8 protein-coding genes are annotated in these 15,433 nt (G+C 62.9%); 6 read left to right on the forward strand and 2 right to left on the reverse strand.

Annotated elements, in window-relative coordinates; all coding sequences use genetic code 11:
- Nucleotides 1–258: 258 nt before the first annotated feature.
- From H3H37_RS23435 to H3H37_RS23455, 5 genes are all read left to right on the forward strand, one after another.
- Nucleotides 259–1,602 (forward strand): FecR family protein, encoded by a 1,344-nt coding sequence (locus tag H3H37_RS23435; protein ID WP_182167056.1) that lies wholly within the window; start codon nt 259–261, stop codon nt 1,600–1,602.
- A 384-nt stretch (nt 1,603–1,986) separates the two neighbouring features.
- Nucleotides 1,987–5,478, forward strand: coding sequence for a DUF4214 domain-containing protein (locus tag H3H37_RS23440; protein ID WP_182167058.1), 3,492 nt, complete (start codon nt 1,987–1,989; stop codon nt 5,476–5,478).
- A gap of 224 nt (nt 5,479–5,702) precedes the next feature.
- Complete coding sequence (locus H3H37_RS23445; protein ID WP_182167060.1) at nt 5,703–7,610, forward strand: type I secretion system permease/ATPase; 1,908 nt, start codon at nt 5,703–5,705, stop codon at nt 7,608–7,610.
- 3 nt (nt 7,611–7,613) lie between these two features.
- Complete coding sequence (locus tag H3H37_RS23450; protein ID WP_182167062.1) at nt 7,614–8,978, forward strand: HlyD family type I secretion periplasmic adaptor subunit; 1,365 nt, start codon at nt 7,614–7,616, stop codon at nt 8,976–8,978.
- Nucleotides 8,975–10,312 (forward strand): TolC family outer membrane protein, encoded by a 1,338-nt coding sequence (locus tag H3H37_RS23455; RefSeq protein ID WP_446033169.1) that lies wholly within the window; start codon nt 8,975–8,977, stop codon nt 10,310–10,312. The genes H3H37_RS23450 and H3H37_RS23455 overlap by 4 nt, the downstream gene beginning before the upstream one ends.
- Before the next feature lie 99 nt (nt 10,313–10,411).
- Here H3H37_RS23455 and H3H37_RS23460 read toward each other — a convergent pair whose 3' ends face one another.
- On the reverse strand, nt 10,412–11,296 hold the full coding sequence (locus tag H3H37_RS23460) for a sulfurtransferase (protein WP_182167064.1): 885 nt from the start codon (nt 11,294–11,296) through the stop codon (nt 10,412–10,414).
- Nucleotides 11,297–11,477: 181 nt separating this feature from the next.
- On the opposite strand from H3H37_RS23460, the gene dnaE reads away from it, so the two are divergent.
- On the forward strand, nt 11,478–15,026 hold the full coding sequence (gene dnaE, locus H3H37_RS23465; RefSeq protein WP_182167066.1) for a DNA polymerase III subunit alpha: 3,549 nt from the start codon (nt 11,478–11,480) through the stop codon (nt 15,024–15,026).
- Nucleotides 15,027–15,108: 82 nt separating this feature from the next.
- On the opposite strand, the gene H3H37_RS23470 is transcribed toward dnaE, so the two are convergent.
- On the reverse strand, nt 15,109–15,345 hold the full coding sequence (locus H3H37_RS23470; RefSeq protein ID WP_182167068.1) for a DUF6139 family protein: 237 nt from the start codon (nt 15,343–15,345) through the stop codon (nt 15,109–15,111).
- Between the last annotated feature and the right edge of the window lie 88 nt (nt 15,346–15,433).

The following is a 15,433-nucleotide window of genomic DNA, read 5'->3' on the forward strand; positions in this document are numbered from 1 at the left end:
CCTCGAACAACTGTCGCGGCAACCGAGGGGCAGGGAAACATGGAAGTCGGGCCGCAACCGGGGTCAGGTCATACCATTAAGCAAGATGTCCGCATCTTGCTTAATGGTATGACCCGACCCCGGTTATTGGTGCTGCTGACATTTGCTACAAAGTGTAACGCTTGGGGGGCGCCCCGGTGCTTGCAGTAAAATGTGACCTGCATCACGGAAACATCCGTGGCCGGCGCGCGATAATCGGCCTTGTAATAGGAGAAGAATATGATACGTCAACTCATTCTGGCTGCCGGCGCACTGCTGGCTGCCCACGCGGCCAGTGCCGCGGAGGCCGGCAAAATCATATTTGTCGCCGGCGCGGCCCAGGTCGTGGACCATCCGGCAGCGCTGGGCGGGGCCGTCAACGAGGGCGAATTGCTCACGACGGGCGCCGATGGTTATCTTTATGTTAAGACCGTTGACAACGGCCTGTTCATCCTGCGTCCCAACACCCGCGCCCGCATCGCCACCTACCACGTGGACCGCGAGCAGCCGGCCAACACCCGCGTCAAACTCGAACTGCTGAGCGGTGTGGCGCGCAGCCAGTCCGGCGAAGCCGTCAAGCAGGCGCGCCAGAATTTCCGCTTCAATACCCCCGTGGCCGCCATCGGCGTGCGCGGCACCGACTTCACCGTGTTTACCGACCAGGATACGTCGCGCGTGACGGTGCTGTCGGGCGCCATCACCGTCAGCGGCTTTGGCGGCGGCTGCCGCCCGGACGGCGTGGGCCCGTGCGAAGGCAACACCAGCCGCGAACTGACGGCGGCCCAAAAAGGCCAGTTGCTGCAAGTGCAGCGTGGCCAGGTGGCGCCGCAGTTGATGCAGGGTAACGGCCTGCTGGCGCCCGACCTGGTGGCGCCGCCCCGTTCGGACGAGCCGGCCAAGGGCGCGGCCGCCGGCGGCAACGTGCTCGGTGGCGACAGCCTGGTGGCCGTGGAGGTCAAGAAGATCAGCGACCAGGTCCGTAACCAGTCTGGTGGCAATAGCGGCAACGAGTCGCAAACGGTGGTGCCGCCGCTCACACCGCCCATCATCGAGGTGCAGCCGGCGCCGCCGCCGGTGCCCGTGGTCTACAAGGACATCACGTGGGGTCGCTGGACGGCCGTGCTGAAAGATCCCGCCACGTCGGGCGTGTCCAAGGACGGCTGGGACCGGATGGGCATGAACAGTTACTTCGTGTTGTTCCGCGAACACAAGGGCAACGATTTCGTCACACCGGAAAAGGGCAGCGTCAGCTTCGCGCTGGCCGACAGTTCGGCCTATGTACGCGACATCAATACGGAGAAGAAATCGGCCGCGCAATTACAGAATGGCGTGCTATCGTTCAATTTTGATAAGTCCAGTTTCGCCACCCAGTTCGATTTGCTGACGGGTGGGGAAAGTTTCCACATGGGTAACAGCGGCATCGTCAAGCGCGATGGCTCGTTCTCTGTGCTGAATCCGAGCTTGCCTGGCGCCAACATTGGCATCACGGGTTTCATGCGCGACATGAATGGCGCCACGTATCTGTTCGATGGCAGCCTTGATGCGCGCCGCGCCGTGGATGGTGTAACGGTATGGAAAAAATAATAAAAAATTAATACCGTTTTATTTGAATAGGGATTCCCGCTGTCGCTTGGTCGGCAGCGGGATTTTTATTGCCGGGGTCGTCATGGTGCGCTGTGGTGACCCCGGTAGCAGTAGGGCTGTGAGCACGCCGGCCGGCCGCAGCCGTGGCCGGTTGGCGTTGTTATATGGCTAATGCAAGGATTGATTTATCCACAGGCATATCCCATAATGTCCGCGCGGTAATATCAATGCTGCAAATTTGCAAAAAGAGGGAGTTAATTGAGGTTTGGTGTGATGACCATCACATCCATCCCCAACTATCTTCTGACATGATTCGGTACGCTGTCTTGCGGTTCCGCAAGCGTCGTGTGCCGAAGTGCTTATTTTCTAACTCAGGAGTTTTACATGGCTACAAATACCGAATTGGTCCAACAGCTGTACGTTGCGTACTACAACCGCCCAGCCGACGTTGACGGCCTGGCCTTCTACGTGAAGGCACTGGACAGCGGCGCGACCGTTGCCGAAATCGCTAAGAATTTCGCTACCGGCCCTGAGTACGTTGCTACCTTCGCTGGCATGCAAGCTGACGAAATCATCGACACGATCTACGTGAACCTGTTCGGCCGTCACGCCGACAAGACCGGCCTGAACTTCTGGGGCAACGAACTGACCTCCGGCATCTCGCCACTGGACGTGATCGTACGTAACATCGCTGCTGGCGCCCTGAACGCCGACGGCACCCTGAACGCCGACGGCAAAGTCTACGCTAACAAAGTAGCCGCTGCTGTTGCCTTCACCAAAGAAATCGACACCGTTGGCAACGAGCAAGAGCGTGTTGCTTACGCTTCGGGCCACGTGAACGGCCTGGCCAAGACCTTCCTGGCTGGCGTGACCGACGACGCATCGCTGGTTGCTGCTACCAACGCAATCCACACCACCGGCGTGGCTCTGGTTGATGCCTACACCCCAGTGACCACCACCGCTCTGACCACCGGCGTTGACCTGCTGACCGGCACTAGCGGCAACGACGTGTTCAACGGCGTGATCGGCACTGGCGACACCCTGAACGCACTGGATTCGATCGACGGCGGCGCAGGTGCTGACACCCTGAACGTTCTGGACGTCGTTGGCGGCACCGCGATTCCAACCAGCGCTGTTATCAAGAACGTGGAAACCATCGCTATCCGTAGCGCTGGCGCCACCACCTTCGATGCAACCGCTGACGCGAACATCACCGGCCTGACCAAGATCGCTGTGACCCAAGCTGCTGCAGCCACCATCACCGCTGGCAGCACCACCGCGATCGCCATTTCCGGCGCAACCGGCGCGATTGAAGGCCACGGCGGTTCGACCCAGACGGTTTCGACCTCGACTGGCAACGCTATTACCCTGGATGGCGCCGCAGGTGCGATCTCCGTAACCGACACCAAGCAAGGTGCTGCAGTTGTTGGCATTGATGGCGGCACCAACGTTGCTGTCACCGCTTCGGGCGTTTCGACCGGTACCGTCACGATCGGCCACACCACCCACGCAACCGGCGACGTGATCGTTTCGTCCACCGGCGCTGCATTCGCTAGCGCTGGCGTGACCCTGGGCGCGATCGGTGTTGAAGGCGGTGCAACGGTTTCCGTCACCCAAGCTGCAACCTCGGACGCTTCGGCTGCCGCTAAAGACACCGGCGCTACCGGCCACGCAATCGTTGAGAGCGCTGTAACCATCGCTGGTACCAAAACCACTTCGGTTACCGTTCAGCAAACCGCTACTGCTGCTGGTAAAGACGCTGTCGCCGCTGCAGCTGGTGCTAGCACCGTCGACGTGGTGACCTTCGCCGCTATGGCTAAAGGTGACACCATCACCGTTGGCGGCCTGACCTTCACGGCAGCCAAAGCCCTGACCGCTGCCGAAGCCGCTGCTGCATTCGCCGACCTGAGCGCCGGTACCCACCAAGGTAACGCTGCTGCGTCGAACGGTACCTACTCGGGTTCGTTCTCCACGAAGTTCAACTCTGGCGACATCGTTGTCAGCGGTACTAACCAGACCGTGACCTTCACCTCGGCCGCAAAAGACGGTTCCGCTACGATCGTTACCGCTGGTAGCGCTGCTGCTCCTGCAGTTTCGGAAACCACCGCTGGCTCCGCTGCTAACGATGCCACGACCGGCGTTCTGGCTGTGACCGCAGGTCAGGTTCTGATCACCAGCACCGACAACAAGATCACCACCGTGACCCTGGACGGCTACGGCGCATCGTCGAGCGTTTCGTCGGAAGCTCTGAGCACCCTGAGCCTGGCTCACAGCGATGCATCGCTGGCGATCGTCAACGGCACCGCCACCACCCTGGGCCTGACCCTGGATGGCGTTGGTGTTGCTGCTCACGCTGCCCTGGATCTGGGTACCACCTACACCACCCTGAACATCACCACCGCCAACGCCAATTCGGCTGTTGACCTGTCGAACGATGGCAACGTTGCTGCACTGAACGTCGCCGGCACGAACGTGGTGAACCTGCTGGGTTCGGCTGCACTCTCCGGTCTGAAGACCGTAACCGTGACCGGCTCCGCTGGCGTGAAAGTTGACGCTTCGGGCGCCAACGTGACCGCAGTTGACACCTCGGGCACCACCGGCAACAGCTCGGTGACCGTGAACGGCCAAAAAGCCACCTTCACCGGCGGCGCTGGCGTTGACACCGTGACCCTGTCGACCACCGCTCCTGCTAAGGCAATCGCTCTGGGCGCTGGCGACGACGTCCTGAAACTGGCTGCTGGCACCACCAGCATCGCTTCGACCGGCTCGCTGGCTGGCGGCGACGGCACCGACACCATCGTGTTCGCCGACGCAGCTGACGCTAACGTCGCCGCAGGTGCTACGCTCGACGGCGCTTTCGCTAGCAAGATCTCCGGCTTCGAAGTTCTGGGCCTGACGACCTTCGGCGCAGACAACACCGTCAACCTGCACAACCTGGACGACATCAACTCGATCGTGATCGGTGGTTCGACCGCTGGCACCCTGACGCTGGACAAACTGCTGGCCAACAGCACCGTTGAATTCGACGGCGCAAGCGCTGGTACCGTTGTCGCCAAGCTGGCTGACACCTCCGGCACCGCTGACGTGCTGAACGTAGTCACCAAGGTTGCTGACGTTGCTACCGGCTTCAACAAGCTGGTTGCTGACGGTGTTGAGACCTTCAACCTGACCGCTACCGACACCAACGACGACGCCGACGCTACCACCGTGGCTCAGCACACCATCGACCTGCAGGGCGATTCTGTGAAGTCGATCGTTGTGTCCGGTAACGCGGACGTGGTTCTGACGGGTCACCTGGTTGCTGACGCGATCAACGTGAAACTGGCACTGGTGGACGCAACCGCCATGACCGGCGCACTGACCGCTACCACCAACGGTACCCTGGCTGAAACCATCAAGGGCGGCGCTGGCGCCGATACCCTGACGGCCATCGGCAACGGCGACACCCTGAACGGTGGTGCTGGCAACGATAAACTGGTTGCTCAAGGCGACCTGGATATCCTGACCGGCGGTGCTGGCAACGACAAGTTCGACGTGTCGCACGCTACGACCAACGTGAACAGCTACGCTACGATCACCGATCTGACCGCTGGCGACTCGATCGTGTTCTCGGCTGCTGCAACGTTCGCTGCCTCGAAAGTTGTTCTGGGCGACACCGCAGTGTTCCAGGATTACGCCAACGCGGCAATCAAGGCGACCGCTAACGGCGATCTGTCGTGGTTCCAAATCGGTGGTAATACCTACATCGTTGAGCACGACAGCGGCGCATCGACGAGCTTCGTCAACGGCCAGGATATGATCGTCAAGATCACTGGTACCGTGGATCTGAGCCACGCGTCCCTGAACACCACCGACCACATCCTGCTGGTGCACTAATCTCATCCCTCCCTTCCGTTAGTCGGAAGGGATTGAGAATAGTCAAAAACCTCCAGTGCTCCGGCACTGGAGGTTTTTTTTCGTTCAATCTGCACAAAAAAGTGGCAGATCGGTAAAAATTTGTGACGAGCATCACATTTTTGACCAGTTTTGAGGGATAATCTCTCGTCTTTAATTGAGAAGACGTGCTTGCGCGCCGCCCAGGCGCCCTTTCCTTCAAGCTTATGAAAAAACTCCTGAACCCCAAGAATGAAATTGAACAGGTCCTGCTGACCTTCAAGCGCACCTTCTACACGGTGGGTGCGTTCAGCGCCATCATCAACCTGTTGATGCTGGTTCCCTCGTTCTACATGCTGCAGGTCTACGACCGCGTACTGGGCAGCCGCAACGAGATCACGCTGCTGATGCTGACGCTGATTATGCTGGGTGGTTACGCGCTGATGGCCACGCTGGAACTGGTGCGCAGCTTCGTGCTGGTGCGCGTGGGCGCCCGCTTCGACATGGAACTCAATCGCCGCGTGTACACGGCCGCCTTCGAGCAGAACCTCAAGAGCGCCGGCGGCAACGCGGGCCAGTCGCTGATCGATCTGACCAATCTGCGCCAGTTCCTGACCGGCAACGCGCTGTTCGCCTTCTTCGACGCGCCCTGGTTCCCGATTTACCTGATCGTGATCTTCTTCTTCGAGCCCAGCCTGGGCGTGTTCGCGCTGTGCGGCACGGCGGTCCTGGTCGCGCTGGCCTTCATCAACGAACGCGCCACGCGCAAGCCGCTTGCCGAAGCCAACACCATGGCCATCACGGCCAGCAACCTGGCCACCAACAACTTGCGCAACGCGGAAGTGATCGAATCGATGGGCATGCTGCCCAACCTGATGTCGCGCTGGTTCAAGCTCCATGGCAAATTCCTGCACCTGCAGGCGCAGGCCAGCGAAAAGGCCGGCATGATCAGCTCCATAACCAAATTCGTGCAGACTTCGCTGCAATCGCTGATCCTCGGCTTTGGCGCCTTGCTGGTGCTGGAGAACAAGATCACGCCCGGCATGATGATCGCCGCTTCCATCCTGGTGGGCCGCGCGCTGGCGCCGGTGCAGCAAGTGATCGGCGTGTGGAAGAGCTGGAGCAGCACCCGTAGTTCCTACGAGCGTCTGGCCAGCCTGCTGGAAAAGAATCCCGCGCGCGCCGCCGGCATGGAACTGCCCAAGCCGCAGGGGCAGCTGTCGGTGGAAGGCGTGACGGCATCGCCACCGGGCGTGACCGTACCCATTCTGCGCGGTGTGACGTTCGCGTTGCAGCCCGGCGATGTGCTGGGCGTGATTGGCCCCAGCGGTTCGGGCAAGTCCACGCTGGCGCGCCTGATGGTGGGTGTGTGGCCGGCCGTGATGGGCAAGGTGCGCCTGGACGGCGCTGACATTTATCACTGGAACAAGGCCGAGCTGGGCCCGAACATGGGCTACCTGCCACAGGATATCGAACTGTTCGGCGGCACCATCGCGGAAAACATCGCGCGCTTTGGCGAAGTGGATGCCGAGAAGGTGGTGGACGCGGCCAAACGCGCTGGCGTGCATGACATGGTCCTGCATTTCCCGAATGGCTACGACACGATGCTGGGCGACGGCGGCGCCGGCCTGTCTGGTGGCCAGCGCCAGCGCCTGGGCCTGGCCCGCGCCATGTACGGCGATCCGTCCCTGCTGGTGCTGGACGAACCCAATTCCAACCTGGACGATGTAGGCGAAGCGGCCCTGGTGCAAGCCGTGCATGAATTGCGCAAGCGCGGCAAGACGATCGTGCTGATCACGCACCGCACCAACGCCATTGCCGCCACCACCAAGCTGCTGATGCTGCGCGACGGCGCGGTGGCCATGTTCGGCCCGAGCAACCAGGTGCTGGCCGCGTTGAACGAACAGAACCAGAAGCAGATCGCGGCCCAGCAAGCGGCCCAGCAGAACGCAGCCCAGCAAGCGGCCGCACAGCAGCAGGCCGCCCAGCAGGCAGCAGCCCAGCAGGCAGCCGCCCAGCAAGCGGCGCAGCAGGCAGCGGCCCAGCAGGCGGCCCAGCAGGCGGCCGAATCCGCGGCACAGCAAACGATGGCGGCCGAGCAGCGCGCGCGCGCCGCCGCGAGCGAACAGGAGTAATCGATGGCGAACATTATCAACAAGCCTGCGGAACCCGCAGTGGAAGTATTGGCGCATGACGTGACGCCGCTGACGGTCAACACCGACGCCGGCGCCTACGCCAAGCTGGGCTGGATTATCGTGCTGTGCGGTGTGCTCGGCTTCATCGTCTGGGCCACGTTCGCGCCGCTGGACAAGGGCGTGCCGCTGTCGGGCGTGGTGGCCAAGGAAGGCAATCGCAAGGCCGTGCAATACCTGCAGGGCGGCACCATCCAGGACATCCTGGTCAAGGATGGCGACGTGGTCAAGGCCGGCCAGGTGCTGGTGCGCATGAACGCGGTGCAGGCTGACGCGGCGCTGGAAGTGTCGCGCGCCCAGTACATCTCGATGCGCGCGGCCGAGGCCCGGCTGCAGGCCGAACTGACCGGCGCCAAGTCGGTGGCCTTCCCCAAGAGCCTGGAGCCGTTTAAGGCCGATCCCCGCACGCAGGCCGCGATGGCCCTGCAGCAGCAACTGTTCAGCTCGCGCCAACTGGCGCTGCAAAGCGAACTGGCCGCCATGAATGAAACCATCGAAGGCTTGACGGCGCAGGCGCACGGCCTGGAGGAATCGCGCGACAACAAGAAGGCCGAACTGGGCTTCCTGCGCGAACAGCTCGACAACAGCCGTGACCTGGCCAAGGAAGGCTATATCCCCCGCGCCCGCCTGCTGGACCTGGAGCGCACCTACGCGTCGGTGAACGGCGCCGTGGCCGAGGACGTGGGCAACATCGCGCGCGCGCGCCGCCAGGTAGCCGAGCAGAACCTGCGCCGCGTGCAGCGCACCCAGGAATTCCAGAAGGACGTGCGCAGCATGCTGTCGGACGTGCAGAAGGAAGCCGAATCGCTGGAGAGCAAGATCAAGGCCCAGGACTTCGACCTGGCCGCCACCGACGTCAAGGCGCCGGTGGACGGCATCGTGGTGGGCAGTAATGTGTTCACCAAGGGCGGCGTGGTTGGTCCGGGCGCGCGCATGATGGAAGTGGTGCCGTCGGAAGACGGACTGGTGGTGGAAGGCCAGCTGGCCGTCAACCTGATCGACCGCGTGCACGTGGGCTTGCCGGTGGAGCTGATCTTCTCGGCCTTCAACAGCAACCGCACGCCGCACATTCCCGGCACCGTGGTGGCGGTGGCGGCCGACCGCGCCGTCGATGAGAAGACCGGCCAGCCCTACTACAAGGTGCGGGCCCGCGTGACGCCGGCCGGCGCCAAGCTGATCGCTGCCAAGAACCTCGACATCGTGGCCGGTATGCCGGTGGAACTGTTCGTGAAGACAGGCGAGCGCACCATGATGAGCTACCTGCTCAAGCCTATCTTCGACCGTTCCAAGTCGGCGATGACGGAGGAATGACCGTGGCCCGTACTCCATTGATGAAGCGGCTGCTGCCGCTGGCGCTGGCTGCGGCCGGCCTGCTGACGGGCGCCAACGCGTCCGCCATCGGCCTGCTGCAAGCGTACGAGGCGGCGCTGAAGAACGACCCGACCTTCCGCGCCGACGTGTACACGGCCGAGAGCGCGAAGGAGAACCGCGTGCTGGGCCGCTCCAACCTGCTGCCCAACATCTCGGGCAGCTACAGCGGCAACCGCAACAACACCACGGTCGAGCAGCAGGGCCATATATTCCCGGAAGACTACATCTCGCGTTCGGCCACCGTGCAGGTGCGCCAGTCGCTGTTCAACCTCGATGGCTGGGCCCGTTATAAGCAAGGCGTGGCGCAGAGCGAATACGGCGAGGCGCAGTTCGCCAGCCGCCAGCAGGAAGTGATCACGCGCCTGGTGAGTGCTTACGTGGACGCGCTGTTCAAGGAAGATCAGGTGGCGCTGGCGAAGGCCGAGCGCGACGTGTACGTGGAGCAGAAGAAGGTCAACGAGCTGCTGTTCAAGAAAGGTGAGGGCACGCGCACCGACGTGCTGGAAACCCAGTCGCGGCTGGACCTGGCCGAAGCGCAGTTGCTGGAAGCGCAGGACGGCCTGGTGGTGGCGCGCGACACGCTGGGCGGCATCGTCGGCGGCGATACGGCCGAACCGGCGCCGCTGCGGCCCGGCTTCCACGTGGCCGAGCGCGACACGCTGGGCTACGAGAGCTGGAAGAAGACGGCGCTGGAGCACAATCCCGATCTGCTGACGCTGAGCAAGGGTGTCGAGATCGCCACCCAGGAGTACAACAAGCAGCGCGCCGGACATGCGCCGCGGCTGGACCTGATCGGCACCTATGGCAAGACCGGGTCCGAATCGCTGACCACGATCAACCAGTTCAACACGATCCGCAGCGTGGGCTTCCAGCTCAACGTGCCGATCTACAGTGGCGGCTCGGTGAACGCCTCGATGCGGCAAGCGGCGGCCGGGCGCGAGAAAGCCAAGGCCGACCTGGACGCGCAGACCAGCAAGGTGCTGGTGGAATTGCGGCGCAACTACAACCTCGTGCTCAGCAGTATTGCGCGGATCGAAGCGCTGGACCGGGCGGTGGAATCGGCCCAGTTGCTGGTGACGGCGACCGAGCAGAGCATCAAGGGCGGGGTGCGCATCAACCTCGACCTGCTGACGGCGCAGCGCCAGTTGTACATGGCCCGGCGCGACCGGTCTGAAGCGCGCTACGGCTACCTGCTGGCCTCGACGCGTCTGCGCGCGGCCGCCGGCATCCTCACGCCCGACGACGTGCGCCTGATCGCCGCCTACTTCGAATAAGCCTGCCAGACAGCAAAACCGGGGTCAGGTCATGCCTTCGAGCAAAATGCGCGCATTTTGCTCGAAGGCATGACCTGACCCCGGTTTTCAGTTTTTGGTTTATTTGCCGTAGCAGTGCGGGCAGGATTTCTCGTACACGTATTCGGGCGACAGCTGCTGGCGCGGCGTGACGACGGCGCGGCAGTTGAAGCATTGCACGGTTTCCGTCGGCTCCAGCTTCGGATTGAGGGCGGTGCGGTAGTCGAAGACGAAGCAGTCGCCCGTGTAATGGGCGCCGCCCACTTCTTCAAAATACTTCAGGATGCCGCCTTCGAGCTGGTACACGTTTTCGTAGCCGATGTTCTGCATGTGGATGGCCGCCTTTTCGCAGCGGATGCCGCCGGTGCAGAAGGTGACCACGGTCTTGCCGGCGAAGTCGTCCTTGTGGTCGGCGATCACTTGCGGGAATTCCGTGAATTTCTTGATGCGGTAATCGACCGTGTTGTTGAAGGTGCCCACGTCCACTTCGAAATCGTTGCGGGTGTCGACCATCACCACCGGCTGGCCGTTGTCGTCCACGCCGTTGTCGAGCCAGCGCTTGAGCGTGGCCGCTTCCACGAACGGCGCACGGCCTTCCTCGGGCTTGATCAGTGGCATGCGCATGGTGATGATTTCCTTCTTGATCTTCACCAGCATGCGCTTATGCGACTGTTCGTTCGACAGGCTTTCCTTCACTTCCAGGTCGGCGAAGCGGGCGTCGCTGCGCACCCAAGCGAGGAACTGGTCGATCTGGCCGCGCGGGCCGGACAGGAACATGTTGATGCCTTCGGGGGTGAGCAGGATGGTGCCCTTCAGGCCCAGTTCATTGCAGATGGCCTGGTATTGCGGCCGCATTTCCTCCGTGTTGTCGAAGGTGATGAATTTGTAGGCGGCGATGTTGACGTGGACGGCGGCGGCCGTAGCGGCTGCGGCGCCGACGGCGGCGCTGGTGGTGTGAGCTTGCATGGTGCGTAGGGGGAAGAAAAGCGGATCAGGCGACATTATACGCGTAACGGCTTGATCTTCATCAAGATTGCTCAATTAATGGGCAGGGGCTGCGCGGCCGCCATGTCCCCCAGTAATCAATTCTCGGCCCAGGCCGCCGCACGGTAAAATAGCGGGTTATTGAACCAGCTTTGAGCGGCGTATGAACATGGTAGCAATCGAACAAGATAATGCGGCGGCGGAGACCCCGGCCGTCCCCGCCGGCCCGGACTTCGTCCACCTGCGGGTGCACTCGGAGTATTCCATCGTCGATGGCCTGGTGCGCATCGACGACCTGGTGTCGGCCGCCGCCAAGGACAAGCAGGCGGCGCTGGCCGTCACCGACCTGTCCAATATGTTCGGCATGGTCAAGTTCTACAAGGCCGCGCGCGGCAAGGGCATCAAGCCGGTGGTCGGGGTGGACGTGTGGATCACCAACGACGATAACCGCGACAAGCCTTCGCGCCTGATGCTGTACGCGAAAAACCGCATGGGCTACCTGCAGCTGTGCGAACTGCTGTCGCAGGCCTGGCTCACCAACCAGTACAAGGGCCGCGCCGAGATCCGCACCGAGTGGCTGATGGAGCTGACCTCGAAATCCTATCCGCTGCTGGCCGGCGAGGACCCGGCCAACGGCCTGATCGCCCTGTCCGGCGCCCACTTCGGCGACGTCGGCATGGCCATCGAGAACGGCAATCCGGAGCTGGCCGAGCGCAATGCGCAGAAGTGGGCCGCCATCTTCCCCGGCCATTTCTACATCGAGATCCAGCGCGCCGGCCAGGCCAACCAGGAGCAGCAGGTGCGCCACGCGGTGGCGCTGGCCGCGCGCCTCGGTTTACCGGTGGTGGCCACCCATCCGGTGCAGTTCCTGTCGGCCGATGAATTCATCGCGCACGAGGCCCGCATCTGTATCGCGGAAGGCGAGATGCTCGCCAACGCCAAGCGCGTGCGCCGCTTCAACGAGCAGATGCGCTTCCTGTCGCAGGCCGAGATGCGCGAACTGTTCGCCGACCTGCCGGCCGCGCTGCAAAACTCGGTGGAAATCGCCAAGCGCTGCAACCTCACGCTCACGCTGGGCAAGCCGCAGCTGCCGAACTTCCCCACGCCGGGCATGACGATCGACGAGTTCCTGGTCGCCGAAACCAAGAAGGGTCTGGAGGAACGCCTGGTGCACCTGTTCCCCGATCCGGAGCGGCGCGAGAAGGAGCGCCCGCGCTACGAGGCGCGGCTGGCGTTCGAGAACGAGACCATCATCAAGATGAAGTTCCCCGGCTACTTCCTGATCGTGGCCGAGTTTATCCAGTGGGGCAAGAACAACGGCGTGCCGATCGGCCCCGGCCGGGGTTCGGGCGCCGGTTCGCTGGTGGCCTACTGCCTGAAGATCACCGACCTCGATCCACTCAAGTACAACCTGCTGTTCGAACGTTTCCTGAACCCGGAACGGGTCTCGATGCCCGACTTCGACATCGACTTCTGCCAGGAAAAGCGCGAACTGGTGATCCAGCACGTGAAGGACCTGTACGGCCGCGACGCCGTGTCGCAGATCGCCACTTTCGGTACGATGGCGGCCAAGGGCGCCATCCGCGACGTGGGCCGGGTGATGGACTTCGGCTACAACTTCTGCGATGGCGTGTCCAAGCTGATCCCGTTCAAGCCGGGCAAGCCGGTGACGATCGCCGACGCGATCGAAGAGGAACCGATGCTCAAGGAGCGCCAGGAGAACGAGGAGGAGGTGCGCCAGCTGCTCGATCTCGCGCAGCAGGTTGAGGGCATCACGCGTAACATCGGCATGCACGCCGGCGGCGTGCTGATCGCGCCCGGCAAGCTGACCGACTTCTGCCCGCTGTACACGCAGTCGGGCGATACGGGCGTGGTGTCCCAGTACGACAAGGACGACGTGGAGGCCGTGGGCCTGGTGAAGTTCGACTTCCTGGGCCTGACCACACTGACCATCCTGGACCGTGCGGTGCGCTACATCAAGCAGCTCGACCCGGCGGACGCCGAGTTCGACCTGGCCAAGCTGCCGCTGAACGACCGGCCCTCGTATGAACTGCTGACCAAGGCCAAGACCGTGGCCGTGTTCCAGCTTGAATCGCGCGGCATGCAGGGCATGCTGAAGGATGCGCGGCCCGACCGCTTCGAGGACATCATCGCGCTGGTGGCGCTGTACCGTCCGGGCCCGATGGACCTGATCCCCGACTTCTGCAAGCGTAAGCACGGCGAGAAGTTCGACTATCCCGATCCGCGCACCGAGTCGATTTTGTCCGAAACCTACGGCATCATGGTGTACCAGGAGCAGGTGATGCAGATGGCGCAGATCGTCGGTGGCTACTCACTGGGCGGCGCCGACATGCTGCGCCGCGCGATGGGTAAGAAGAAGGCCGAGGAGATGGCCGAGCACCGCGCCATCTTCCGCGCCGGCGCCGCCAAGGACGGGCTGTCGACAGAAAAGGCCGACGAGATCTTCGACCTGATGGAGAAGTTCGCCGGCTACGGCTTCAACAAGTCGCACGCGGCCGCGTATGCGCTGCTGTCGTACCACACGGCCTATTTGAAGGCGCACCATCCGGCCGCGTTCATGGCGGCCAACATGTCGCTGGCGATGGAGGACACGGAGAAGGTCAAGATCCTGGTCGAGGATTCGATCGACATCTGCGGCCTGACCATCCTGCCGCCGGACATCAACCTGTCGCAGTTCCGCTTCACGCCGGACGGCCCGCCGCCGTCCGTGACGGGCAAGAAGGTGACGCAGATCCGCTACGGCCTGGGCGCCGTGAAGGGCGCGGGCCAGAACGCGATCGAGGCCATCATCGCCGCGCGCGAGGCGGGCGGGCCGTTCGCCAGCCTGTTCGATTTCTGCAAGCGGGTCGACAAGAAGCAGATCAACCGTCGCACCATTGAGTCGCTGATTCGCGCGGGCGCCTTCGATTGCCTGGGCGTGGACCGGGCGATTTTGCTGGCGTCGGTCGGTTTCGCCATGGAGTGCGCCGAGCAGGAAGCCCGCTCGGCCAACCAGGTCAGCCTGTTCGGCGGCGACGACAGCGACCTGGTGGCGCCACCCGAATATGTGAAGTGCGCGCCGTTCACGGACCGCCAGAAGCTGGCCGAGGAAAAGATCGCGCTCGGCTTCTACCTGTCGGGTCACATGTTCGACTCGTTTGCGCCCGAGGCGCGCCGTTTCGCGCGCACCAAGCTGTCGGAGTTGGAACCGTCGCGCGAGCCGCGCATGTTGTGCGGCGTGATCACCGGCATCCGTCCGCAGATGACCCAGCGCGGCAAGATCCTGATCGTCACGCTGGACGACAAGAGCGCCGTGGTGGAAGTGACCGTGTATTCGGAAGTGTTCGAAGAGAACAAGAAGATGTTCAAGGAGGACGAATTCCTGGCCGTGGTGGGCAAAGTGTCGGAGGACCGCTTCTCGGGCGGCCTGCGGATCTCGGCCGAGAAGGTGTTCGACATCGTCACGGCGCGCGTGCAGTACGGTCGCCAGTTGGGGCTGTCGCTGCCGGCCACGCTCGACAGCCGCAAGATCGCCGACGTGCTGGCGCCGCACCGCCATGAGCAGGGCTTGCCGATCGCGGCGCGCATCACGCCGCAGGGCGTGGCCTGCGTGCTGCAGTTCGGTGACGACTGGCGCGTGGCGCCATCGGACGAGCTGCAACTGGCGTTGCAGCAGGTGCTGGGCGCGCGCGAAGTGGCGGTCGAGTACTAAACTGCGCTGAAAACCGGGGTCAGGTCATACCGTCAAGCAAGATGCGCGCATCTTGCTTGACGGTATGACCTGACCCCGGTTGTTATCCTTTGCCGTTCAGCCCGGTGATGGCATAGCCCTTGTCGCGGATTTGCGCCAGCGGATGGGCGATGTGGTATTGGGGCAGGGTGTCGGCGCCATCTTCGTCCACTTCCACCCGCTGGGCGGCCGGTTGCCAGTCGGTGCTGATGGCTTCCTGGGGGATGGCTTTGTCTTCGGGTACGGCCAGGTAGGAAAAATCGCCGTTGTGTTCAGCTCTGCGATAGATGTCCACGCGCATGTCGCTCCTCCTTGTTGGGCAAGGCGGCCAATGGACCGGGAGTTCGATCCGGGCCGACCACCTTTGCCTATGTTACAGGAAATTGGTG

Source organism: Rugamonas brunnea, assembly GCF_014042345.1.
GTDB lineage: Bacteria > Pseudomonadota > Gammaproteobacteria > Burkholderiales > Burkholderiaceae_D > Rugamonas > Rugamonas brunnea.